The 22,732-nt window shown below is 62.7% G+C and carries 22 protein-coding genes; 12 read left to right on the top strand and 10 right to left on the bottom strand.

Annotation, left to right across the window (positions count from 1 at the left end):
* The first annotated feature begins 39 nt into the window (after positions 1-39).
* From ACEN98_RS08435 to ACEN98_RS08415, 5 genes are all read left to right on the top strand, one after another.
* Complete coding sequence (locus tag ACEN98_RS08435; protein ID WP_413383410.1) at positions 40-2,694, top strand: type VI secretion system Vgr family protein; 2,655 nt, start codon at positions 40-42, stop codon at positions 2,692-2,694.
* 251 nt (positions 2,695-2,945) lie between these two features.
* Positions 2,946-3,551 carry a hypothetical protein gene (locus ACEN98_RS08430; protein WP_413383408.1) on the top strand — a complete coding sequence of 202 codons (606 nt, stop codon included), beginning with the start codon at positions 2,946-2,948 and terminating at the stop codon, positions 3,549-3,551.
* Positions 3,548-4,156, top strand: a complete 609-nt coding sequence (locus tag ACEN98_RS08425) for a hypothetical protein (RefSeq protein ID WP_413383406.1) — start codon at positions 3,548-3,550, stop codon at positions 4,154-4,156. The genes ACEN98_RS08430 and ACEN98_RS08425 overlap by 4 nt, the downstream gene beginning before the upstream one ends.
* A gap of 98 nt (positions 4,157-4,254) precedes the next feature.
* Positions 4,255-4,920 (top strand): hypothetical protein, encoded by a 666-nt coding sequence (locus ACEN98_RS08420; protein WP_413383404.1) that lies wholly within the window; start codon positions 4,255-4,257, stop codon positions 4,918-4,920.
* A 5-nt stretch (positions 4,921-4,925) separates the two neighbouring features.
* Positions 4,926-5,204 (top strand): PAAR domain-containing protein, encoded by a 279-nt coding sequence (locus tag ACEN98_RS08415; RefSeq protein WP_413383402.1) that lies wholly within the window; start codon positions 4,926-4,928, stop codon positions 5,202-5,204.
* Positions 5,205-5,293: 89 nt separating this feature from the next.
* Here the strand turns inward: ACEN98_RS08415 and ACEN98_RS08410 are convergent, their stop codons facing one another.
* Positions 5,294-5,473 carry a hypothetical protein gene (locus ACEN98_RS08410; RefSeq protein ID WP_413385964.1) on the bottom strand — a complete coding sequence of 60 codons (180 nt, stop codon included), beginning with the start codon at positions 5,471-5,473 and terminating at the stop codon, positions 5,294-5,296.
* Positions 5,474-5,696: 223 nt separating this feature from the next.
* On the opposite strand from ACEN98_RS08410, the gene ACEN98_RS08405 reads away from it, so the two are divergent.
* Complete coding sequence (locus ACEN98_RS08405) at positions 5,697-6,182, top strand: hypothetical protein (RefSeq protein WP_413383400.1); 486 nt, start codon at positions 5,697-5,699, stop codon at positions 6,180-6,182.
* A gap of 101 nt (positions 6,183-6,283) precedes the next feature.
* Positions 6,284-6,526, top strand: coding sequence for a PAAR domain-containing protein (locus ACEN98_RS08400; RefSeq protein ID WP_413383398.1), 243 nt, complete (start codon positions 6,284-6,286; stop codon positions 6,524-6,526).
* Between the two features lie 72 nt (positions 6,527-6,598).
* On the opposite strand, the gene ACEN98_RS08395 is transcribed toward ACEN98_RS08400, so the two are convergent.
* Entirely contained in the window at positions 6,599-7,222 is a 624-nt protein-coding gene (locus ACEN98_RS08395; protein ID WP_413383396.1) for a TetR family transcriptional regulator, read from the bottom strand.
* A 157-nt stretch (positions 7,223-7,379) separates the two neighbouring features.
* Here ACEN98_RS08395 and ACEN98_RS08390 point away from each other — a divergent pair, with 157 nt between their 5' ends.
* The 4 genes from ACEN98_RS08390 to ACEN98_RS08375 all read left to right on the top strand — a co-directional run bounded on the left by ACEN98_RS08390 (position 7,380) and on the right by ACEN98_RS08375 (position 14,365).
* Positions 7,380-8,615 (top strand): efflux RND transporter periplasmic adaptor subunit, encoded by a 1,236-nt coding sequence (locus ACEN98_RS08390; protein WP_413383394.1) that lies wholly within the window; start codon positions 7,380-7,382, stop codon positions 8,613-8,615.
* A 30-nt stretch (positions 8,616-8,645) separates the two neighbouring features.
* Complete coding sequence (locus tag ACEN98_RS08385) at positions 8,646-11,801, top strand: efflux RND transporter permease subunit (protein ID WP_413383392.1); 3,156 nt, start codon at positions 8,646-8,648, stop codon at positions 11,799-11,801.
* Positions 11,802-11,809: 8 nt separating this feature from the next.
* The gene (locus ACEN98_RS08380; RefSeq protein ID WP_413383390.1) at positions 11,810-13,225 is read left to right on the top strand and encodes an efflux transporter outer membrane subunit; all 1,416 of its coding nucleotides are present in this window, start codon (positions 11,810-11,812) and stop codon (positions 13,223-13,225) included.
* A gap of 309 nt (positions 13,226-13,534) precedes the next feature.
* The gene (locus tag ACEN98_RS08375; RefSeq protein WP_413383388.1) at positions 13,535-14,365 is read left to right on the top strand and encodes a M28 family peptidase; all 831 of its coding nucleotides are present in this window, start codon (positions 13,535-13,537) and stop codon (positions 14,363-14,365) included.
* Here the strand turns inward: ACEN98_RS08375 and ACEN98_RS08370 are convergent.
* The 8 genes from ACEN98_RS08370 to ACEN98_RS08335 all read right to left on the bottom strand — a co-directional run bounded on the left by ACEN98_RS08370 (position 14,334) and on the right by ACEN98_RS08335 (position 20,638).
* Complete coding sequence (locus ACEN98_RS08370; protein ID WP_413383386.1) at positions 14,334-15,062, bottom strand: aquaporin; 729 nt, start codon at positions 15,060-15,062, stop codon at positions 14,334-14,336. The genes ACEN98_RS08375 and ACEN98_RS08370 overlap by 32 nt on opposite strands.
* Before the next feature lie 81 nt (positions 15,063-15,143).
* Positions 15,144-15,509 (bottom strand): response regulator, encoded by a 366-nt coding sequence (locus ACEN98_RS08365; RefSeq protein WP_413383384.1) that lies wholly within the window; start codon positions 15,507-15,509, stop codon positions 15,144-15,146.
* 93 nt (positions 15,510-15,602) lie between these two features.
* Positions 15,603-15,995 (bottom strand): VOC family protein, encoded by a 393-nt coding sequence (locus ACEN98_RS08360; RefSeq protein WP_413383382.1) that lies wholly within the window; start codon positions 15,993-15,995, stop codon positions 15,603-15,605.
* Positions 15,996-16,026: 31 nt separating this feature from the next.
* On the bottom strand, positions 16,027-16,620 hold the full coding sequence (locus ACEN98_RS08355; protein WP_413383380.1) for a transglutaminase-like domain-containing protein: 594 nt from the start codon (positions 16,618-16,620) through the stop codon (positions 16,027-16,029).
* Positions 16,621-16,684: 64 nt separating this feature from the next.
* Entirely contained in the window at positions 16,685-17,917 is a 1,233-nt protein-coding gene (gene hemW, locus ACEN98_RS08350; protein WP_413343856.1) for a radical SAM family heme chaperone HemW, read from the bottom strand.
* Positions 17,914-18,507 carry an RdgB/HAM1 family non-canonical purine NTP pyrophosphatase gene (gene rdgB / locus ACEN98_RS08345; RefSeq protein WP_413343858.1) on the bottom strand — a complete coding sequence of 198 codons (594 nt, stop codon included), beginning with the start codon at positions 18,505-18,507 and terminating at the stop codon, positions 17,914-17,916. The genes hemW and rdgB overlap by 4 nt, the downstream gene beginning before the upstream one ends.
* A gap of 69 nt (positions 18,508-18,576) precedes the next feature.
* Positions 18,577-19,953 carry a sensor histidine kinase gene (locus tag ACEN98_RS08340; RefSeq protein WP_413383378.1) on the bottom strand — a complete coding sequence of 459 codons (1,377 nt, stop codon included), beginning with the start codon at positions 19,951-19,953 and terminating at the stop codon, positions 18,577-18,579.
* Positions 19,934-20,638 (bottom strand): response regulator transcription factor, encoded by a 705-nt coding sequence (locus tag ACEN98_RS08335; RefSeq protein WP_413383376.1) that lies wholly within the window; start codon positions 20,636-20,638, stop codon positions 19,934-19,936. The genes ACEN98_RS08340 and ACEN98_RS08335 overlap by 20 nt, the downstream gene beginning before the upstream one ends.
* A gap of 351 nt (positions 20,639-20,989) precedes the next feature.
* Between ACEN98_RS08335 and ACEN98_RS08330 the strand changes: the two genes are divergently transcribed.
* A complete protein-coding gene (locus tag ACEN98_RS08330; protein WP_413383374.1) occupies positions 20,990-22,723 on the top strand; it encodes an ABC transporter permease in 1,734 nt (577 codons plus the stop codon).
* Positions 22,724-22,732 lie beyond the last annotated feature (9 nt).

Raw genomic sequence — 22,732 nt, 5'->3', positions numbered from 1 at the left:
GCGGAAATCAGAAACCTGACAAACCATTGGAGGCATTGCATGGATGGGAGTCAAGCGATCGCGGCAGGCGCTGCGCTGTCGGTGTTCAGTCTCAATGCGCAGCACGACCGCTTGATGCGCCTGGCATTCCCCCGGGGGGACGGGCCTGATCCCATTCTCCTGCCGAATCGATTGCGCGCGCACGAAGAAATCTGCCGCTGCTTCCGCTATGAGGTCGAACTCCTGTCGGACGACGCACGGATTCCCTTGAAGGCGATGATGGGCAGGATGGTGACGATTTCCATCGTGCGCGAAGACGGCTCGCTGCGCTACTTCAACGGCTACGTCACCGAATTCCAATTCTTGCGCGCCGACGGCGGTTTCGCGTTCTATCGCATGGTGCTCGAACCATGGCTGGCATTCGCCAAGCTGCGCAAGGACAACGTGTCGTTCCACGGCAAGAGCGTCATCGAATTGACTGAGCTCACTTTTGCCCATTACCGCCAGGCCGACTGGCATGCGGCCATCGTCGGCGACTACCCGCGCATGACCTGCGCCAACCAGTACGACGAAACCGACTACAACCATCTGCACCGCCGCTGGGAAGATCTTGGGCTGCACTACTGGTACGAGCACCGGGCCGATGGGCATACGCTCTGGCTCAGCGACAGGAGCACGCTCGCGCAACCCATCGATCCGGCCGGGATCGACGATTCCGGAGAAATTCCGTTCCGCGACAAAGCCGGTTCGCTCGAAGACGACGGCATTCGGGAATGGAGTCCCGTTCGTCGCATCGGTTCCGGCCAGACGACCCTGGCCAGTTTCGATTACAAGAACCCGATCGTGCAGCGGTCGACCGCCGAGTCACTCAATGACCAGGGCGACGTCTTCCCGTACGAGATCTACGAGAATTCCGGTTCGTACGGTTTCCGGACCCACGACGAGGGCGAACGGATCGCACAGCAGCGCATGGGCGAGCGCGATGCGAACACGCAGTATTTCGAAGCCCGGGGTAACGATCGCACTGCCCAGCCGGGCCGGTGCTTCAAGCTCGGCGGCCATTTCAGCGCCGAGTTGCGCGTTCCCAAGCGCGGCGAGCCGGCCCAGCCCAGCATACGCGACCGCGACTACCTGATCCTGAGCGTCGACCACGAAGCCAGCAACAACTACCAGGCCGGGCCGGGCGCACCGTCGCATTACGAGAATTCGTTCCGGTGCATGCGCAAGGATATCCAGTGGCGTCCGGGCCGGCACTACAACAGCCGCCCGTGCACCTACCCCGGTATCCAGACGGCGATCGTCGTCGGGCCTGACGGTTCGGAGATCCACACCGATGGATACGGGCGGGTCAAGGTGCAGTTTCATTGGGACAGGCTGGGCAATTATGACGAGAACAGTTCGCCATGGCTGCGCGTGATGTCGCCTGGGGCCGGGAGCGAATTCGGGAATATTCGATTGCCGAGGGTTGGTGAGGAAGTGACGGTGGTCTTCCTCAATGGGAACATCGATCATCCGGTGATTCTTGGGGCGTTGTACAACTTTACGCACATGCCGCCGTGGCGGTTGCCTGAGCAGCAGGCTTTGAGCGGGTTGCGGAGTCGGGAGTTGCAATCAGGCGAAGGCAGTGGGCGAGGTAATCACCTGATCCTTGACGATACTGCTGGCAAGATCCAGGCGCAGTTGAAAAGCGATCATCAGTGTAGTCAGCTGTCGCTCGGACATATTTCTCGCATTGAAGATAACGGCGGCCGCAAGGATGAGCGTGGCGAAGGGTGGGAACTACGTACCGACGGCCATGGGGTTGCTCGCGCTGCCAAAGGTTTACTGTTAACAACTGAAGCAAGGCGTGCAGCTCGCGGACCAATCAAGGACATGGACGAAGCTTCACGTCGTCTCGCAATAGCTGTCGAACAACACCAACTATTGGCCGAGGTCGCCCAAAAGAATGGAACTCACGAGGCCAATATCAATCAGAATGAAATCGTATCGATTTTGCAGTCACAAAACGAAGCGATTGAAGGCACATCTTCTAACAAAAACCGGTTTCCAGAAATGGTTACACCACATTTAGTGCTCGCAAGCGCCGCAGGAATTGTGACCACGGCAGCCACAGACACCCACATTGCCAGCAACGGGCACGCGGCCATCACAACCGGGAAAAGCATTTCCCTGGTCTCGAACATGAACATCTTCGCCAGCATTCGGGAAGCTTTCCGCTTGTTTGTTCAGAAAGCAGGTATGAAGATGGTTGCCGCAGCAGGCGACATCGATATACAGGCCCTCTCAGATAACATTAAGTTGCTGGCTAAGCTGGAGATATCACATACGGCCAACCGTATCACCATCAGCGCCAAGGAAGAAATTGTCATTAATGGTGGCGGTAGTTACGCAAAATTTGCCACGTGCGGTATCGAGCATGGAACCAACGGGACTTTCATCGCACACGCTACAAGTCACAGGTTCTCGGCAGCGAAGAACCTGGATATTCCAACACTAAGCGCACAGTCTGTCCAGGCAGGCGATCATGATGCTAAAGAATTAGAACAGTACTTTTCGTTCGAGGACTCGAATGGCAAACCAGTATCCGGCTTTAGCTACCGGATAGACAGCATGGAGGAAAAATTAATCGAAGGCATTCTTGACGAAACCGGACGCACGCCTGGATTTCCGGTTGATCAGGAAATCAGGCACACATCCTGGATTAGCCAGAAATAAGAATGCAAGCGATAAAAGAAATGTTATCTCTCCAAAAACCCGCCCGATCGTCAAGAAAATTCAAGCCTATGCAAGCCTAGCCTGATCGCGGTTGCCTACGCGTATCTGCAACATCGCGACACCTCGACTACTCGCCATACTCAAGAGGGCCATTCTGATATGCCATTATTCAATATCAAGCAAATCAAAACAACGGGCGCTGCAGTAAATCACGCATTAAACAATATTCGGAGAGAGCAAGCATGAGTGGCATGGAGCCCAACATCAAAAGACTTGCTGCCATCGCTTATGGCGAAGCTTCGACTTTAAACGATCCTGATGAGATTTCGGGAATTGCATTTGCCGTATCGAACCGTGCTCGCGCTTGGGGCAAAAAGACCGTAGACGAACTGATCCAGGCCGACCCAAACTACACATATGCAATCAATGGCAAGAATAGGCGTTATGAACGGTTCATGAAAACCAAAAATACCGATGAGATCGCCCAAGACTCGGGGATGAAGCTAGCGCTGGAGGCTGCCGTCAAGGCGTGGACCAAAGACGGCCCCGATCCTTCGAATGGAGCTTATTGGTGGGACGGTCTTGACTTCAAGACAAATTACGCGAATCACCCAAAAGTCAAGGACGGCTTCCGTTTCGGCGATCCAAGCCATAACATATTCAGCGTCGAAGAAAAGCTTTTTGAGCGAATATTATATTGGAAAGTTCGGAATCGAAGAACTGGTGAGGAAGTGAATTCTAAAGAACGTGGCCGCTTTAGCGCGGTCTGGCGGTCCACTGCTGCACATGGAAAAACAATATTCTGGCTCCACGATTCCGATTACCTGACCACTTCCGGCGGAAAGGCGTACCGATGAAAAAGCCGTTCTTGATGTTTGCTGGCATCGTTTACTGGCCCTTATCAGCTTGGTCACAAACCGTGTACGATGGATATGAGGCGTATTACGCAACGCAGAACAGCCTGTTTACGACAACAACGCCGTTTCACTTTTCAGGCTCACGTAATACTGTAGTGTCCTGGCAAGGAAAGCGGATCGACTTAGCGCGGGCCAGAGCATTTCCTGGGGAGTTCACAGTAAATGATGACCTCGGGTCTGACGTGAAAGCGTACGAACATTTTCCGTTCGCTTGCGTCGAAGGCCAGTCCTCTGCATCAAGTGGTACCGCGGTTCGTCATTGGTCGGTGTATTTGATGGAAATGCGATCGAAACATCAAGTTATTGCCTATAAATTGCCGAGTTTGTTTGCCTCTTGCTTGGCTGTACGACTAGATGCCTTTAAGCGTCCGCTATTCAATAATGCAGATTACATCTACCCACCTGGAGTAGATCTACCGTCAGGTGTCACACTAGACGAATATGTTATCGACAAAGACAAATTTGTCCCTACTGGACATTCAGTAACGCTTGAATTTATCGAGCCGGAGAACGTTTGGAAATTTCGAGTAAAAGACGTTAAATAATTATACCGGCTAGCATAACTTTCAGAGATGATAAAAACATCCTGTGCAACCACAAAAATTTGTCAGCCAAATACCACACAGCATCGTCAAAGGCACATATGATTGCAACAGACTTAGCATTATCAATCGCTGTATCTCAAGAACAGGCAACTATACCTTTTCAATACAAAGTAAGCAATAAAAGACCAATCCACAACACCTCAATTCAAAAGATTTCCTTCAATCAAATCAATGGAATGAACAAGGACGGAGTCCGGAAAGTCAATGCTGCCTTGATGACTACTTCTGCCGCGTTCAGCAGCGAAGCGAAACAATGCGGCTCTGCCGCCCAAGGTCGCCCATGGGGATATGAATTAACTCTTGAAAAAGTTCTTCTCTCTAGAAAATACCTTAGTGTTGTTTTTGCCAAGTCAACAGTATGCGCGGGGTCTCCCGATATCGAGAAGGAGGCTCGTGTGTTCTCACTCCCAACTGGAAATCTCATACCAGCCAGAAGCCTACTTACGCAAGCCTACTCAAAAGCAAAACTCGTTACCAGCACATCGACGAACAAGGATTTAATTGATTTGGACGAGGAAATGGCTGAAACCATGCTCGAACACAGTAAGGAAATACTGAAGAACGATGACAAACGATGCGATTTTTACTTAAAGAACAGCTCATACCGGCTTTGGACTGACGGGAAAAACCTAATTCTTTTCCCGGAGTATATACAAGCGCAATCTTTCTGCCAGAAAGAATATGTAATCCACCCCGAGGACTAAACAGAATGCTGCTAAAAATTATCGTGGTTGGAGACCAGACCGACCACGGCGGGAAGGTCATCAGCGGCTCGCCGTTGCACGATGTGGACGGAAAACCCATCGCTAGACTAGGCGATCTGGTGGAGTGTCCGCTGTACTACCCGGGCGGCAAACCGCATGGAGTAAACAAGATCGTCACCGCTCACCCCACCATTTCAGTGGGCGGCGTGGCGGTGGCGGTGGAAGACTGCGTGACTGAATGCGGATGTAAATTGATCGGCACGCGCCGTGCCAGTGCAGGTTGAATGGACCAATACAGCTTATGGCCTGAGCTCGATGGTTTTGTCGAATCCTCAGTCGCCTAATCATCGGTGCGCAAGCACTTCGAGCCACTCTACACGTCGCCGCTCCGCAACCCCTCCAGATACGGATCAATCACACACTTCCCCAACGCCTGCAAATTGAAATCCTGCGGATAAAACATCCACTTGCGAACCATCTCATCGATCAGGGTCCACAACCCCAGCGCAACCTGAGTCGGATTCACGTCGCGAGAAATCAGTCCCTTGTCGATGGCGAGGCCGATGCGGCGCCCGGCGCGGCTCTTCCAGTTGGCCAGGTAAAATCCAAAGTAAGTATTAAGGAACCAGGAGAAAGAGTGGGCGATGATTCGGGAGGAAGCATACGCTTATATCACATTGACAATTTTCTCGGGTCAGGCGAAAAAATAGTAAAGGATTGGTTAAAAAGCGGGATCAATCGTACACAGCACGCCGTTAAATATTTAGGATCGCATAATGAACGATGCACTCCGATTTATCGTTTTCTTGACAACCTGCATCCCCGCGACAAACGCTTGCGGAGAAACATTAAGGAAGGTTTATCTCGACAGCAAACGAAACGTGCATATAATTAACGAACATGGGCGGGACACACAAATAACGAACAAAGGAAATGCCAACCTATTAAAACTAGCAGCCAACAGGGAAACCGTGGCCTGGCTCGTTATGAATACTTGGACAGCAGAAGGTGATGATGGGGCCGGCTCTGAAGAGTTAATAATTTATCACAATGGAAACCGTAGCTCACTTAAATGCATGCCTTTCATTCGAGATTATTGGTTCTGGATGAATGGAAGTCAAATAGCCATTGACTGCGGCGGGAGGCACTTTGCAGGGCGGGAAATCCTTTACGACGCCAAAACCATGCGGGAGATTTCAAGTTTTGATGAATCAAAAGTTCCATTAGAGAAACGACCTTGCTGGTCGGACGCTGATAACTAATATTTTTTTCTTTACCGCTCCAAATGGACAACCCAATAGTTTTCCAGTTAGTCTGGAATAAGCCAAGTAAGGAAATTGACGTGATACATAACGGACGTGGTGTGATCCGCATCGACGACAAAACCGACCACGGCGGCCAAGTCATCAGTGCATCCTCAGGCACAACCGTAATGTGCATGGTCGCGGCACTTCAGGACGACATGACGCAGTGCCCGAAGTGCCCGAAGTGCAAGGGTAACTTTGCGATCAAGCCCGGTGGCGCAGGCGCACGGCACGAGGGTAAGCCGTATGCCTACGACGGAAATGTGACGGAGTGCGGCGCACGACTGATGACATCATTATGAGGTCGACTAGGCCGTGAAGGACGGCCCACCACGCAAGCAGACACGCGATAGCTACTCTAAAGAACGTTAGGGCTAGCCGCGTCCCGCCCGCAACCCCTCCAGATACGGATCAATCACACACTTCCCCAACGCCAGCAAATCGAAATCCTGCGGATCGAACATCCAGTTGCGAATCAGCCCATCGATCATGGTCCATAGCCCCAGCGCCACGCGGGCCGCATCGATGTCGCGCGAGATGAGCCCCTTGTCGATGGCGAGCCGGATGCGGCGCTCGGCACGGCTCTTCCAGTTGGCCATATTGTCCTTGCGCCGCTGCCGCACCGCATCCATCTCGCCCACGAACTCCACCTTCAGCGTGGCGATCTCGAACACGCGCCGCGCCCCCGGATCGTTGACCGTCCGGTCCAGCACCGCCAGCATGTGGTTGCGCAGGTCGACCAGCGGGTCGTCCGACTCCACCTGGTCAAGCACCTGCATCTCCGCCTCCAGCGGCAGGATCGCCCGCTCCATCATCGCGTTGAACAATGCGCCCTTGTCGTCAAAGTGCCAATAAATGGCGCCGCGCGTCACACCGGCCGCGGTTGCGATATGCTGCAACGTTGTACGAGAAACACCCTGTTCGACGAACAATTTTTCAGCAGCATCCAAAATGCTGTCGCGGGTCGCTGCCGCTTCTTCCTTGGTTCTGCGGGCCATCCGCCTGACTCTCCGTTTTTATAGGTAGGAAACATTAAACATACACTCGTGATAGTATATCGGGGTTTTCCCAAAAGTCAGTAGTAAAACCGCCTGTTGTGCCGAAGAAGTGTCGCAGGACGGTTTTATTCTTTTTTCCACAAGAAGGAAGCATTGAATGCGCTCTGCCAACTCCTCCTCCCTCACCCTGTCCAGGATCGCCGCGTGCACCCTGGTCGCCGTGGCCATGCTGTCGGCCTGCGGCTCCAAGGATAACGCCCAGGCCGGTCCAGGCGCCGCTGGCGCCAAGATGCCGCCTCCCCAGGTCGGCGTCATCACCACGAAGATCCAGCCGGTCGCACTCGAGACCGAACTGCCGGCCCGCGTCGAGGCAATCCGCACGGCCGAAGTCCGCGCCCGCGTCAACGGCGTCGTGCTGAAGCGCCTGTTCACCGAGGGCAGCTTGGTCAAGCAGGGCCAGTCGCTGTTCCAGATCGATCCGGAGCCCTACCAGGCCCAGCTGAACGCTGCCCAGGCCGCGCTCGGCCGTGCCCAGGCGAACCTGACGTCGACCTCCGCCACGGTCGAGCGCTACAAGCCGCTCGTCGAGGCGCAGGCCGTCAGCAAGCAGGAATTCACGAACGCCGTCGCCGCCCAGAAGCAGGCCGAGGCGGACGTCAATTCGGCCAGGGCCCAGGTGCGCATCGCCAAGATCAACGCCGACTACGCGAACGTGTACGCCCCGATCTCGGGCCGCATCGGCCGCGCGCTCGTGACGGAAGGCGCGCTCGTCTCCGCCACCGAAGCGACGCAGATGGCGCTGATCCAGCAGACCGACAACGTCTACCTGAACATCACCCAATCCGCCGCCGAACTGCAGCGCCTGCGCAAGAACGCCGGCGACAAGGGCCTCGGCGGCAGCGTACCCGTGACCGTCGTCGCGGACGACGGCACCGTGCTGCCGACGAAGGGCAAGCTGCTGTTCTCGGACATCACCGTCGACCCGACGAGCGGCCAGGTCACCTTGCGCGCCCAGGCGGCGAACCCGGACAACGCCCTGCTGCCGGGCCAGTACGTGCGCGTGCGCCTGGCGCAGGCCGAGCTGCCGAACGGCATCCTGGTGCCGCAGCAGGCCGTCACCCGCGGCGGCCCGAACGGCGATACGCTGACCGTGATCGGCGCGGACAACAAGCCGACCCCGCGCACGGTGAAAATCGGTTCGCAGAACGGCGAGAACTGGGTCGTCACGGATGGCCTCAAGGAAGGCGAGCGCGTGATGGTGGACGGCTTCCAGAAGCTGCAGATGCTGCCGCCGGGTACGCCGGTGCAGCCGGTGCCCTGGACGCCGATTGGCGCCCCGGCAGCTCCGGCCGCGGCCAATGCGCAGGCGTCCGCCGCGCCCGCCGGCAAGTAAGCAGGCAAGGCTAGATAAACAGGAACCACAATGGCACGTTTTTTTATTGACCGCCCCATTTTTGCCTGGGTGATCGCGCTGTTCATCATGGTGCTTGGCGGCGTCGCCATCAAGCAGCTGCCGATCGCGCAATATCCGACCGTGGCGCCGCCGTCGATCGTCGTCAGCGTCGCATACCCGGGCGCTTCCGCGCAAACGCTGGAAGATTCCGTCATCTCCGTCATCGAACGCGAGATGAACGGTGCCGAAGGCATGATCTACATGGAGTCGACCAGCCAGGCCAACGGCACCGGCTCCATCACGATCAGCTTCGAGACCGGCACCAATCCCGACCTGGCCCAGGTCGACGTCCAGAACCGCCTCGCGCGCGCGACCCCGCGCCTGCCGGCCGCGGTGACCCAGCAAGGCGTGCGCGTCGACAAGGCCCGTTCGAACTTCCTGCTGTTCACGATTCTCTCGTCCGACGACCCGTCCTGGGACACCGTCGCGCTGGGCGACTACGCGTCGCGCAACGTACTGCCGGAGATCCAGCGGATCAAGGGCGTCGGCCAGGCGCAGTTGTTCGGTACCGAGAAGGCGATGCGCATCTGGATCGACCCGGCCAAGCTGGTCGGCTTCAACCTGTCGCCGGATGACGTCAACACCGCGATCCGCCAGCAGAACGCCCAGGTGGCATCCGGCACGATCGGCGACCTGCCCGTGGCCAAGGGCCAGCAGATCACCGCGACCGTCGTCGTCACGGGCCAGCTGGCCACCGTCGAGCAGTTCGGCAACATCGTGCTGCGCGCGAATCCGGACGGCTCCACCGTGCGCCTGAAGGATGTCGCCCGCATCGAGATCGGCGGCCAGGCCTACGCCACGTCGACCCGCCTGAACGGCAAGCCGTCGACGGGTATCGGCGTGCAGCTGTCGCCGACCGGTAACGCGCTGGAAACCGCGAAGCTGATCAAGGCACGCATGAACCAGCTGCAGAAGTACTTCCCGAAAGGCATGAAGTACTCGATCCCCTACGACAGCACGAAATTCATCCAGATCTCGATCAGCCAGGTGGTGGAAACCCTGATCGAGGCCGTGATCCTCGTGTTCATCGTGATGTTTGTGTTCCTGCAGAACTTCCGCTACACGATCATCCCGACCATCGTCGTCCCGGTCGCCCTGCTGGGCTCCTTCGCGACACTCCTCGCGATGGGCTTCTCGATCAACGTGCTGACGATGTTCGGCATGGTCCTCGTGATCGGTATCGTCGTCGACGATGCGATCGTGGTGGTGGAAAACGTCGAACGCATCATGTCCGAGGAAGGCTTGCCCCCGCTGCAGGCCACGCGCAAGGCGATGGGCCAGATCTCCGGCGCCATCATCGGCGTGACCGTCGTGCTGATGTCCGTGTTCGTGCCGCTGGCGTTCTTCCAGGGCGCGGTCGGCAACATCTACCGCCAGTTCTCGATCGTGATGGTGTCGTCGATCGGCTTCTCGGCGTTCATGGCGCTGTCCCTCACGCCGGCACTGTGCGCGCACCTGCTCAAGCCCGTGGAAGCGGGCCACCACATGGAGAAGAAAGGCTTCTTCGGCTGGTTCAATCGCACGTTCACGACGGGCGCCAAGCGCTACGAAGGCATCGTCGGCAAGATGCTCAAGCGTTCCGGCCGCGCGCTGGTCGTGTTCGTCCTGCTGGTCGGCATCGTCGGCCTGATGTTCGCGCGCCTGCCGAACTCGTTCCTGCCGAACGAAGACCAGGGCTACATCATCGCCAACATCCAGCTGCCGCCGGGCGCCACCGCCAACCGCACCAACGTCGTCCTGCACGCGCTGGAAGACTATGTGCTGAAGCAGCCGGAAGTGGCCGACATGGTCGCCGTGACGGGCTTCTCGTTCACGGGCCAGGGCCAGAACATGGGCCTCGCGTTCATCCCGCTGAAATCGTGGGACGAGCGCAAGGGCAAGGGCCAGAGCGCGCAGGATCTCGCGGGCCGCATCACGGGCCACATGATGGCGCTGCGCGACTCGTTCATCTTCGTCGTGAGCCCGCCGCCGATCCCGGAACTGGGCCGCGGCACCGGCTTCTCGTTCCGCCTGCAGGACCGCGGCGGCCTCGGCCACGCCGCCCTGCTCCAGGCGCGTAACCAGCTTCTCGGCATGGCGATGCAGAGCAAGGTGCTGACGGGCATCCGTCCGGAAGGCCTCGAAGATGCGCCGCAGCTAAAGCTGAACATCGACCGCGACAAGGCGCAGGCCCTGGGCGTGACGTTCGGCGCCATCAACACGGCGCTGTCGACGTCGCTCGGTTCCGCGTACGTGAACGACTTCCCGAACGCCGGCCGCCTGCAGCGCGTGATCGTGCAGGCCGACGCGCCGGAGCGCATGCAGCCGGAAGACCTGCTGCGCATCAACGCCCTGAACACGAAGGGCCAGCCGGTGCCGCTGTCCGCGTTCGCGACGACCCAATGGATCACGGGTCCGATGCAGACCTCGCGCTACAACGGCTATTCGTCGATGAGCATCACGGGCGATGCCGCCCAGGGCTATTCGACCGGCCAGGCGCTCGACGAGATGCAGGCGCTGGCCGCCAAGCTGCCGGCCGGCTTCGCGTATGAATGGACCGGCCAGTCGCGCGAGGAAATCCTCGCCGGTTCGACCGTGTTCGTGCTGATCGGCTTCGCGCTGCTGGCCGTGTTCCTGGCGCTGGCCGCGCTGTACGAAAGCTGGTCGATCCCGGTGGCCGTGCTGCTCGTCGTGCCGCTGGGCGTGCTCGGTTCGCTGCTCGCGGCATCGATGCGCGGGCTGTCCAACGACGTGTACTTCAAGGTGGGCCTGATCACCATCATCGGCCTGGCCGCGAAGAACGCGATCCTGATCGTGGAATTCGCGAAGGACCTGCAGGCGCAGGGCAAGTCGCCGTTCGAAGCGGCGCTGCAGGCGGCGCACCTGCGCTTCCGTCCGATCATCATGACGTCGCTCGCGTTCATCCTCGGCGTGCTGCCGCTGGTGGTCGCCAGCGGCGCCGGCGCCGCGTCGCAGCGCGCGATCGGTACGGGCGTGATGGGCGGCATGTTGACCGCGACGGCACTGGGCGTGTTCTTCGTGCCCGTGTTCTTCGTCGTCATCCGCGGATTCTTCAAGGGCAGCGAACGCCAGCGCAAGAAGTACGCGCACGAAGAAGAAAACACTGTCATCGACTCGAAAATCTGATGAACAACATGAAACGACTCACTCCCCTGGCCCTGGCCCTGGTACTGGCCGGCTGCGTGAACCTGGCGCCCAAGTACGAGCGGCCGCAAGCGCCGGTGGCGGGTGCCTTCCCGACCGTGGAAGGCACCGTCAACAGCGGCAACGCCGTCGCGAGCGAGGCGCCCGCCGCCATCGCGTGGCAGCGCTTCTTCACCGATCCGCGCCTGCAGCAGCTGATCACGCTGGCCCTGGAAAACAACCGCGACCTGCGCGTTGCCATCCTCAACATCGAGGCGGCACGGGCGCAGTACCAGATCCAGCGCTCGAACCAGTTCCCGGCCATTAACGCCGGCATCACGGGCCAGCGCCAGACGACGGGCAAGGACCAGCCGATCAGCAGCGTGTACCAGGCCGGCCTCTCGGTGTCGGCGTTCGAGCTGGACTTCTTCAGCCGCGTGCGCAACCTGTCCGACGCCGCGCTGGCGCAATTCCTCGCCACCGAGGAGGCGCGCAAGACGGCGCAGATCAGCCTGATCGCGCAGGTCGCCAACACGTACCTGACGTTCCTCGCGGACGAGGAATTGCTGTCCCTGACGCAGCAGACCCTGAAGACGCGCGAGGAATCGCTGCGCCTGACCAACCTGCGCTTCGAGAACGGCGTCTCGTCCAAGCTCGACCTGCAGCAGGCCGTGTCGCTCGTCGAACAGGCGCGCACCACGCTGGCCCAGGCCCAGCGCCAGCGCGCGCAGGACCTGAACCTGCTCACCTTGCTGATCGGCCAGACGATCCCCGGCAACCTGCCGACCGGCGCCACGCTCGCGACGACGAACCTGCCGGACCTCCCGGCCGGGATGCCGTCCGACCTGCTGGCGACCCGTCCGGACATCCGTTCGGCCGAGCAGCAGCTGATCGCGGCCAACGCCAACATCGGCGCGGCGCGCGCGAACTACTTCCCGCGCATCACCTTGACGGGCAGCGCGGGCACGGCCAGTTCCGAGCTCTCCGGCCTGTTCAAGAGCGGTACGTTCGGCTGGACGTTTGCGCCGCAGGCGATCCTGCCGCTGTTCGACTTCGGCCGCACCCGCGCCGGCGTCGAGAGCGCCCGTGCCCAGCGCGACATCGCCGTCGCGCAGTACGAAAAGTCGATCCAGACCGCGTTCCGCGAAGTGGCGGACGCACTGGCCGGCCAGGCCACGTACAGCGAACAGCTGCGCGCCCAGCAGGCCGTGGCGGCCGCCGAGACGGACCGCTTCAACCTGTCCGACCTCCGCTACCGCAACGGCACCGCGAGCTACCTGGACCTGCTGGACGCCCAGCGCTCGCTGTTCACCGCGCAGCAGCAGGCCATCCAGGCCAACCTGCTGCGCCTGCAGAACCAGGTCACGCTGTACCGCGTGCTGGGGGGCGGCTGGAGCGAAGCGGGGCCGGCGACGGCGGCACGCTGAGTTAGCCCGTCGTTCCCGCGCAGGCGGGAACCCAATCTGCACGCGCCACCGCAGCGCATGAACTTGGATCCCCGCCTGCGCGGGGATGACGTTTCAAGCGCAGGCAAAGTTATTGCCGCGCGCCATTGGCACGATCCCGACCGGGGCCGGCCGCGATTTCGGTATCATGAAATCGCAGGCCGGCCCCGGTTTTCCATTGCATGCACGGGCGGCCCCGGCAGCCGTCGCCGGACGGCGTCCGCCAGGACCGCAACGCGCGCCGAGCCCGGCCTGTCCGGCACGGTCGCCCCTTGCGCCGCGCCCCACGCCATGCGACATTTTTTTCGTGCACACTGGAAAGCCATCGTCGCCATCGTCCTGCTCGTGGTGCTGGCGACGATGACCGTGAACCCCGGCGCCGCCATGCCGGAACCGCCTTTGGCCATGCGCCTGCGCGCGCACGTGATGGCGCTCGTGGGCGGCCCGCAGGACGCCACCTACATCGGCAACGTGCTGCAGGCGGCCGGCTACGCCGTGCGGGACCGCGGCGGGGCCGGCCACGAACGCCGCATCGAAGCCGTGCTGGCCAGCGTGCCCCCGGGCGAAAAAGCGGCGCGCACGTTCATCGTCGGCGCCCGCGATGACGGCGCCGAAGACGGCGCGCCCGGAACGGCGGCCGTGCTGGAACTGGCGCGCCTGCTGGCGAGTGTGCGCCCGAGCAGCGGTACCGAGATCCGCTTCGTGTTCTTCCTCGCGCCGAAAGCCGCCGCGCTTCCGGGCGTCGACGACGCCCTCCCGTCCGCCGAGCGTCCGGGCAGCTTCATCGCCTACGTGGGCAGCCTGGCATCGTCGCGCGAGGTGCAGGACGCGCTGTCCGCATTCCAGAGCGTCGCGGCCGGCCCGGCGCACGGCCTCGCGACGCCCGCCTACATGCAGGGCGTGACCCTGTCCGACCGCGCCGGGTGGCACCATCCCGGCGCCGGCCTGCCCGCCCTCGTCCTCACCGACACGTCGTTCACGCGCTTCCCGTTCCGCCAGGCGGACAATGCCGCGCCGGATACGGACGAGCCGCCCGAGCAGGTCGTCTTTGCCGGCATGGCGCGCGTGGTGAGCGGCCTCGCGCGCACGCTCACGGCGCTGGCTGCCGGACAGCGCGGATAAGACCCGGCGCGTCCGCCGTGGTCTCCTGCCGTGCGCGCGGATACAGCCAGCCGAAGATGACGGTCGCCGCCGCCGCGCCGGCCAGCTGGGCCAGCACGTAGCCCGGCACGTCCGCGAGCCGGATGCCGGCGCACGTGCCCGTCGCCGCGCGCGCCAGCGTGAGGGCGGGATTGGCGAACGACGACGACGCCGTGAACCAGTACCCCGCGACGATGAACAGGGCCGCCGCATACGGTGTGGCGCCGGGCCGCGTGCGCGCGCAGCCGATGATCGTGGCCAGCAGGCCGAACGTGGCGACGCCTTCGCTCCACCACAGCCCGGCGCCCGTGCGCGCCTGCGTCGCGGCTGCGAACACGGGTTCGCCGAACATCGAATGCGCGAGCGCCACGCCGGCGAACGCGCCGGCCACCTGCGCGGCCAGGTACGGCAGCACGAGCGCGCCCGGCAGGTTGCGCTGCCAGGCTTCGGACAGGGTGACGACGGGATTCAGGTGCGCGCCCGAAACGGCGCCGAACGCGAGGATCAGCACGACGAGGCCGCAGCCGGACGCGATCGAATTGACGAGCAGCGCGATGGCCGCATTGCCGCCCGCCAGCCGGTCGCCCTTGACGGCGGAGCCGACGACGACGGCCAGCAGCAGGGCGGTGCCGAGCCCCTCGGCGACGAGGCGGCGCACAAGTTGGTCGAAGTGCTTCATGGCACGTATTGTGAGGGAGCGCCCCACCCCGCAGTACCGCCGTTCCGGTCTGTTCAGCCGATACGAAGACGCAGGACCGGCCTAGACTGGCTGCTGGATCAGGGAGGGAATGATGTCGAGCAGGTCGGACATCGACACGGGCTTCGACAGGAAGCGTACGCCCGGCGGCATCGTGCCGGCCTCGATGGGATTGCCCGAGATGACAAGGGCCGGCAGTTCGGGCTGCAGGCCGCGCAGGGCGTGGATCACTTCGATGCCGTTCATGCCCGGCATGCGGAAATCCGTGATCAGCAGGTCGATCGGGCCGGCCTCGCCGAAGCGGACGGCGTCGCGCCCGTTGTCGGCGACGGACACGCGATAACCGGCGATGCTCAGGTAGCGCTCGAATACGTACAGGATGGCTTCTTCGTCATCCACGACGAGGATGCGTGGCGGTGCGGGTGGCATCGGCCAGCTTGCCTTTCATTGAAACTTATGCAAGCAAGACTGTAACACACGGCCTCGGGGATGCCCGGCACGTTTCGCGCCGTTATCCAACGCCTATTTGGGACGGAACAGCGCGCACAGCTTGTGACCGTCCGGATCGCGCACGTAGGCGAGATACAGCGGCCCCAGGCTGCTCTCGCGCAGGCCAGGCGGCGCCTCGATCGACGTGCCGCCCTGGGCGACCGCCGTGTCGTGGAACGCGTGGACCTGTTCGGGCGACGCGCATTTGAAGCCGATCGTGGCGCCGTTCGCGCACGTTGCTTCGGCGCCGTCGATCGGCTCGGTGATGCAGAACGAGCCCCCGTCGTGGCGATAGAACAGCCGGCGCTGGCCCGTCAGGTTCGTGTTGGGGAACGGCTCGCCCACGCCGAGGACGCCCAGCACGGCGTCGTAAAAACGCTTCGAACGATCGAGGTCGTTGGAACCGATCATGATGTGACTGAACATGCTTGTCCTTTCCTTAAGATGGATGCCGCGGTCAATCCAGGAGCACGACGTCCGGCAGGTTCGCCAGCACCTGGTCCCACGTATCGTAGCATTCCAGCGTCTCGACGACGACGGGCAGCGGCTCGGCCCAGATCTCCGGCAGCATGCGTTCCTCGCGTGTGCGCGTCGCGAACGCGAGCTTTTCCACGGGCGGTTCGAAGCGCGCGTCGACGCCGGGCTTGTTGCCCCGGGCATCGATGCGGTACCAGCCGACGTCCTTCAGGTACACGGCATTCAGGCCGTGCAGGCAGTACGGCGCCCCGCTGTCGCCGACCGACAGGCGCTGGTAGCACAGCCCCGCCGGGATGCCGTTCGCGCGCAGCAGGGCGGCGAGCAGATGGCTCTTCGCATAGCAATAGCCCGTCCCGTGGCGCAGCACGTCGGACGCCTTGCACGTGACGGGATTCGCTTTGAAATCCACGCTGTGGCGGATCGTGTCGCGCACGAATTCGAAGCAGGCGCGCACGACGTCCGCTTCGGAAGTCGCGCCTTCGGCCAGCCGGCGGGCGGTGGCGAGGACGTCCGGCGTGTCGAAATCGATGTGGGTGCTGGCGGCGAGATAGCGTTGCATGAAAGGAGGCGTCATGGTCTGTGCGTGTGTCGAAGCCGGCACCTTAGCAGACCATGCCGTTTCCAAAATGCGCTCTTTGTCACTCGGCCAGGAACATCTCCTGAAGATCGTTGAGGAAGCGCTGCCCCAGTTCCGTCGGCCGGATCACGCGGAAGTCGCGGTAGATCAGGCCCTTCGCTTCGGCCTCGTTCAAGGCCTTCTCGATCGCGTTGATCGGCATGCCCGTGCGTTCGCCGAACAGGTTCGGGTCGAACCCTTCCGTCAGGCGCAGCGCGTTGAGCATGAATTCGAAGCCCAGGTCGGCGCGCGCGAGCTCGTGTTCCTCGGCGACCGCATTGCCCTTCCCTGCCGCTTCCATGAACGACGCCGGCTGCTTGTAGCGCGCCTGGCGCAGCACGCGGTGCGGGAACGACAGCTTCGAATGCGCGCCCGCGCCGATGCCGAGGTAGTCGCCGAACTTCCAATAATTCAGGTTGTGGCGCGCGCGGTGGCCCGGCTTCGCATACGCCGAGACCTCGTAGTGTTCATAGCCGGCGGCGGCCGTGCGCCCGGCGATCATGTCCTGGATGTCGGCGCTCTCGTCGTCGCCCGGCAGCTCGGGCGGGTACTTCGCGAACACCGTGTTCGGTTCCATCGTCAGGTGGTACAGCGACAGATGCGGCGGCGCGAACGACAGCGCCATGTCGATGTCGGCCTGCGCCTCCGCCAGCGTCTGCCCCGGCAGCGCATACATCAGGTCGAGGTTGAAATTGTCGAAGTTGGCCTGGGCGATCCCGACGGCCCGGATGGCTTCCTCGGCGTCGTGGATGCGGCCCAGCGCCTGCAAATGCCTGCTGTCGAAGCTCTGGATGCCGATCGACAGGCGGTTGATCCCGCTGGCGCGGAAGGCCTTGAATTTCTCCGCCTCGAACGTGCCGGGATTCGCTTCCATCGTGATCTCGGCGTCGAGATCGAGCGGCAGCAGGGTGCGGAGGTCCGACATCAGCCGGTCCAGCCCCGCCGCCGAGATCAGGCTGGGCGTGCCGCCGCCGATGAACACCGTGTGGATCTTGCGGCCCCAGATCAGCGGCAGCGATTGTTCCAGGTCCGCGCGCAGCGCGTCCAGGTAAGCCTGTTCGGGAATCGGTTCCTTCGACTCGTGCGAATTGAAGTCGCAGTACGGGCATTTGCGCACGCACCACGGCCAGTGGATGTACAGCGCCAGCGGCGGCAGCGCCGTCAGGTTCAGCGCGCCCGGTTGCAGGTATTGCAGCGCGGCTGACGCCGCGTTGCGAGGCGTGGCCGCCGGCCCGACGGGCTTGATCGGAATCATTTCAGTTTCCCGAGCTTGTCGACGAGCGCGCGCAGCGCCTGGCCGCGGTGCGAGACGGCGTTCTTTTCTTCCGGCGCCAGCTCGGCGGCCGTGCGGCCGAATTCCGGCAGCAGGAAGTGCGGATCGTAGCCGAAGCCGCCCGCGCCGCGCGGCGTGTCGACGATCTGGCCGCGCCAGACGCCGTCCGCGATCACCGGTTGCGGATCGTCGGGGTGGCGCACGTACACGAGCACGCAGTAGTAATACGCCGATTTGTCGGCGTGCGCCGCCAGGTCGGCGATCAGCTTCTCGTTATTGCGGGCGTCCGACTTCGGCTCGCCGGCAAAACGCGCGGAAAGCACGCCCGGCGCGCCGCCGAAGGCGTTCACGCACACGCCGGAATCGTCGGCGAGGGCCGGCAGGCCGGTGAGGCGCGCCGCGTGGCGGGCCTTCTGCAGCGCGTTCTCGACGAAGGTGCCGAACGGTTCTTCCGCTTCGGGGACGTTGAACTCGCCCTGCGGATGCAGTTCGAAGCCGATCGGGCCCAGTAACTGGGCGAATTCCTTGAGCTTGCCCGCGTTGTTGGAGGCAAGGATGAGGCGTTGGGTCATTGCTGTCTCGGTCTGGACGAAGAACTGCGTATTTTACCGCTCATCCCGCGATACGCGCAGCCGGGCACGCTAGGCCCGCGGGAACACCATGCTCGCCTCGAACCCCGGTTCGAGGCGGCGCAGCGCGAGCGTACCCTCGTGCAGCTGGGTGATGGCGGTGACGATGGACAGCCCCAGGCCGTTGCCCGGCAGGTGGCGGCTCTGGTCCACGCGGTAGAAGCGGCGCGTGAGCTTGTCCATGTCCTCGAGCGGCACGCCCTGGCCGTAATCGCGCACGGTCAATGCCGGCGCGCCGTCGACGGTGGCCACTTCCACGTCCACCCGGCCGCCGGTGCGGCCGTACTTGATGGCGTTGTCGATCAGGCTGGCCAGTGCGCTGGCCAGCAGGTCGCGGTCGCCGCGAATGATCGTCGGCGTGCCCGCGAAGCGCAGCGCGACGCCCTGCTCTTCCGCGGCCGCTTCGTACAATTCCGTCATGTCGTGCGCGATGGCGGCCAGGTCGAGTTTTTCGAAGGTGCCCGCACGCACGCCGGATTCCAGCGCGGCGATCTGCAGCAGCTTGTCGAACAGCGAAATGACGCTGTCGATGTCTTCGATGGCCAGGCGCGCGTCGGCGACGAGCGCGTGCGGCTCGGCCGAGGCCTGCAGCGCGCGGTCGAGCCGCGAGCGCACGCGCGACAGCGGCGTGCGCAGGTCGTGCGCGATCGAATTCGATACGTGACGCACGCCTTCCATCAGCGCTTCGATGCGGTCGAGCATGCGGTTGATGTCGTCGGCCAGGCGCGCGAATTCGTCGTTGCCCATCACGACGATGCGGCTGGACAGCTCGCCCGCCGCGATGCGCGCCGTCGTGCGGCGGATGCGGCCGATGCGCGCTTCCAGGCGCGAGCGGAAGATCTGGGCGCCGAAGAACGCGAGCAGGATCGACACGGCGCCGCTGACGAGCAGCGCGCGCTCGACGACGCTGCGGATGGCGTCGAGTTCGATCAGGTCGCGGCCGACGACGAGCCGGCTGCCGTCGTCCAGCCGCGTCGCGATCACGCGCACGGAGACGGGCGTACCGCTCCGTTCCATCTGCCCGAACGCCAGCTCGCCGGCCGCCGGCAGCTCGCCGGACCAGCGCCCCAGATTGCCGGCCAGGAGGCGGCCCTTCATGTCGACGAGGCCGACCACCTCGGTATCGGTGTCGATCAGGTCGTGCAGCTGGGCGTCGATTTCGCGTACGAGACCGGCGCGGCCGTCGCGGACCCACGCATCGGCCAGGTGCGTTTCCACGGCCATGATCTTGTTGTCGATCGAGTGCTCGAACACGCCCACCGTGCCGAAATAGACGATGGCGGACAGGGTCGCCATCGATGCGGCCAGGAGCAGGCCGTAGCCGACCGCCAGCCGGAACGCGATCGAGCCGCGCAGGCCGAACCGGCTGCTAGCGGGCGGACGGGCCATAGGTCGGCGCGGCGCTCAGCACATAGCCGGCACCGCGCACGGTGTGGATCAGGGCGGGGCTGAAATCCTTGTCGATCTTGCTGCGCAGGCGGCTGATCTGCACGTCGATGACGTTCGTCTGCGGATCGAAGTGGTATTCCCACACGCCTTCCAGCAGCATCGTGCGGGTGACGATCTGGCCCTCGTGGCGCATGAGGTATTCGAGCAGGCGGAATTCGCGCGGCTGCAGCGTGATCGTCGTGCCCTGGCGCGTGACGCGCATCGTGCGCACGTCGAGCTGCAAATCGGCCACCTGCAGCACGGTGGCTTCGCGCGACCAGCTGTTGCGGCGGCTGAGGTTTTCCACGCGCGCCAGCAGTTCCGACATGACGAACGGCTTGGTCAGATAGTCGTCGCTGCCCGCGCGCAGGCCGCGCACGCGCTCGTCGACGCTGTTCAGCGCGGACAGGATCAGCACCGGCGTGCCGTCGCCGCGCGCGCGCATCTGTTCGAGGATGCCCAGGCCGTCGACCTGGCCGGGCAGCATCCGGTCGAGGACGACGACGTCCCAGCGCGTCTCCTGCAGGCGGCGGTTGCCCGCTTCGCCATTCGTTTCCGCCTGCACGGCATAGCCGGCCGCGCGCAACCCGCTACAGAGGTAGTCGCGGGTTTCGGTATCGTCTTCGATCACGAGGCAGTTCGGCATGATTCGACTCTTGGTGTTAAGTGGACTATAGCGCTGCGGTGCAGTATAGGCGAGTGACGGGGCCTAAAAATTACGATCAGGTAATGTCGACACGTAGTGGCACATTACCAGATCGTAATGCCGTATTGATGCGCTGCAACGTAAAATCCGACCGTTTTCATTTCATGGAGTCCCTTTCATGGGCACTTGTTCGAGTGGCAGTTGTTGCCGGCTGAATGCCGGTCCCGCCCCGGCAAGATAACGCAGGTTCTCCTCCTGCCGTCATCTCGCCCCAGGGGGGATGATGGTATCCACGACACACGAATCACCAAGCGCGAATGAAAGGTATGCCGTTCACCGACGGAGATACCGATGTTTCGTAGTTCCCTGTTATACCCTGGACGAAACGGCCGCTCGTTCCTCGCGACCACGCCGAACCGCTGGGACTGGGCGCTGCTGCCGCTCGTCCTCGTCGTGCTGGCGCTGGCCGCGTACGGCGCGATGCAGATGGCGCGCCCGTTCGTGCTGGGCCAGCCGACGCCGATCTCGCTCGATCCGGCGGTCCTCCCGTACTACCTGCTGCGCACGATCCTGCGCATGTTCAGCGCGTTGGGTGCCGCGCTGCTGTTCACGTTCGCGTTCGCCGTCGTCGCCACGCGCTGGAAGAGCGCGGAAAAGATCATGGTGCCGCTGCTGGACGTGCTGCAGTCGGTGCCGATCCTGGGCTTCCAGGCCATCGCCATCGCGCCGTTCATCGCCCTCTTCCCCGGCAATCTGCTGGGCGTCGAGTGCGCCGCCGTGTTCGCGATCTTCACGTCGCAGGCGTGGAACATGGCGTTCAGCCTGTACCAGTCGATGAAGACGATCCCGCCCGAACTGGCGGAAGCGGCGCGCGTGTTCCGGCTGTCGCCGTGGCAGCGCTTCTGGCGCCTGGAACTGCCGTACGCGCTGCCCGCGCTGCTGTGGAACATGATGATGTCGATGTCCGGCGGCTGGTTCTTCCTCGTCGCCGCCGAGGCGATCTCGGTGGCGGGCCAGGACATCAAGCTGCCCGGCATCGGCGCCTACATCGCCGTCGCCATCGAACAGAAGAACGGCGGCGCCATCGCGTGGGCCATCGCCGCCATGTTCGCCGGCATCCTGCTGTACGACCAGCTGTTCTTCCGTCCCCTGCTGGCGTGGGCCGACAAATTCCGCTTCGAGGAATCGCAGGGAGAATATGCGCAGCAATCGTGGGTGCTGGACTGGGGCCGCCGCAGCGTGTGGATCCGCGCCCTCACCGACCGCATGTGGGCGGCGCTCGCGCGCACGCTCGGCTGGTTCGGCACGCCGGAACCCGTCGACGCGGCGCCGCGCGTTTCCCGCTTCACGCTGTCCGCGCGCGCGATCGACGGCATCGTCCTCGCGCTCGCGCTGCTGGGCGCATGGCGCTTCATCCTGTTCATCCACGCGGAGGTCGGATGGGGCGAGGCGCTGCGCGTCGTGGGCCTTGGCTGCATCACGCTCGTGCGGGTGATGCTGCTGATCGGCCTCGCATCGCTCGTGTGGGTGCCGGTCGCCGTGTGGATCGGGCTGCGTCCCCGCTACGCCCAGGCCGTGCAGGCCCTCGCGCAATTCCTCGCCGCGTTCCCCGTGAACCTGATGTTTCCGATCGTCGTGTACGCGCTCGTGCACCTGCGCCTGAACCCGAACATCTGGCTCAGCCCATTGATGGTGTTCGGCACCCAGTGGTACATCCTGTTCAACGTGGTCGCGGGCGCGTCCACGCTGCCGAACGAATTGCGGCTCGCGGCCGACAACCTGGGACTCACCGGCTGGCTGAAATGGAAGCGCGTGTACCTGCCGGCCGTGTTCCCGAGCTTCGTCACAGGCGCGATCACCGCCAGCGGCGGCTCGTGGAACGCGAGCATCGTGGCGGAATACGTCACGTGGGGCAAGACGTCGCTCGTGGCCGATGGCCTGGGCAGCTACATCAAGCAGATGACGGACGCCGGCGACTTCCACCGCATCGCCCTCGGCATCGGGGTGATGTGCGTATTCGTCATGGTATTGAACCGATTCTTCTGGCGCCGGCTGTACCTGCTGGCCGAAGACCGCAGCCGCTGAAAGGGACTA

This window comes from Massilia sp. CT11-137, assembly GCF_047302885.1.
GTDB lineage: Bacteria > Pseudomonadota > Gammaproteobacteria > Burkholderiales > Burkholderiaceae_D > Telluria > Telluria orientalis.
Note: the sequence above shows the minus strand (reverse complement) of the source record. Positions and strands in the feature narration are given on the sequence as shown.

Coding starts and splice junctions, on each gene's coding strand:
- ACEN98_RS08380 (WP_413383390.1), top strand. CDS start 11,810: ATGAAACGACTCACTCCCCTGGCCCTGGCCCTGGTACTGGCCGGCTGC.
- ACEN98_RS08415 (WP_413383402.1), top strand. CDS start 4,926: ATGCTGCTAAAAATTATCGTGGTTGGAGACCAGACCGACCACGGCGGG.
- ACEN98_RS08405 (WP_413383400.1), top strand. CDS start 5,697: ATGAACGATGCACTCCGATTTATCGTTTTCTTGACAACCTGCATCCCC.
- ACEN98_RS08435 (WP_413383410.1), top strand. CDS start 40: ATGGATGGGAGTCAAGCGATCGCGGCAGGCGCTGCGCTGTCGGTGTTC.
- ACEN98_RS08385 (WP_413383392.1), top strand. CDS start 8,646: ATGGCACGTTTTTTTATTGACCGCCCCATTTTTGCCTGGGTGATCGCG.
- ACEN98_RS08330 (WP_413383374.1), top strand. CDS start 20,990: ATGTTTCGTAGTTCCCTGTTATACCCTGGACGAAACGGCCGCTCGTTC.
- ACEN98_RS08430 (WP_413383408.1), top strand. CDS start 2,946: ATGGAGCCCAACATCAAAAGACTTGCTGCCATCGCTTATGGCGAAGCT.
- ACEN98_RS08425 (WP_413383406.1), top strand. CDS start 3,548: ATGAAAAAGCCGTTCTTGATGTTTGCTGGCATCGTTTACTGGCCCTTA.
- ACEN98_RS08370 (WP_413383386.1), bottom strand. CDS start 15,062: ATGAAGCACTTCGACCAACTTGTGCGCCGCCTCGTCGCCGAGGGGCTC.
- ACEN98_RS08340 (WP_413383378.1), bottom strand. CDS start 19,953: ATGGCCCGTCCGCCCGCTAGCAGCCGGTTCGGCCTGCGCGGCTCGATC.
- ACEN98_RS08335 (WP_413383376.1), bottom strand. CDS start 20,638: ATGCCGAACTGCCTCGTGATCGAAGACGATACCGAAACCCGCGACTAC.
- ACEN98_RS08355 (WP_413383380.1), bottom strand. CDS start 16,620: ATGACGCCTCCTTTCATGCAACGCTATCTCGCCGCCAGCACCCACATC.
- ACEN98_RS08390 (WP_413383394.1), top strand. CDS start 7,380: ATGCGCTCTGCCAACTCCTCCTCCCTCACCCTGTCCAGGATCGCCGCG.
- ACEN98_RS08365 (WP_413383384.1), bottom strand. CDS start 15,509: ATGCCACCCGCACCGCCACGCATCCTCGTCGTGGATGACGAAGAAGCC.
- ACEN98_RS08420 (WP_413383404.1), top strand. CDS start 4,255: ATGATTGCAACAGACTTAGCATTATCAATCGCTGTATCTCAAGAACAG.
- ACEN98_RS08395 (WP_413383396.1), bottom strand. CDS start 7,222: ATGGCCCGCAGAACCAAGGAAGAAGCGGCAGCGACCCGCGACAGCATT.
- ACEN98_RS08375 (WP_413383388.1), top strand. CDS start 13,535: ATGCGACATTTTTTTCGTGCACACTGGAAAGCCATCGTCGCCATCGTC.
- ACEN98_RS08360 (WP_413383382.1), bottom strand. CDS start 15,995: ATGTTCAGTCACATCATGATCGGTTCCAACGACCTCGATCGTTCGAAG.
- rdgB (WP_413343858.1), bottom strand. CDS start 18,507: ATGACCCAACGCCTCATCCTTGCCTCCAACAACGCGGGCAAGCTCAAG.
- hemW (WP_413343856.1), bottom strand. CDS start 17,917: ATGATTCCGATCAAGCCCGTCGGGCCGGCGGCCACGCCTCGCAACGCG.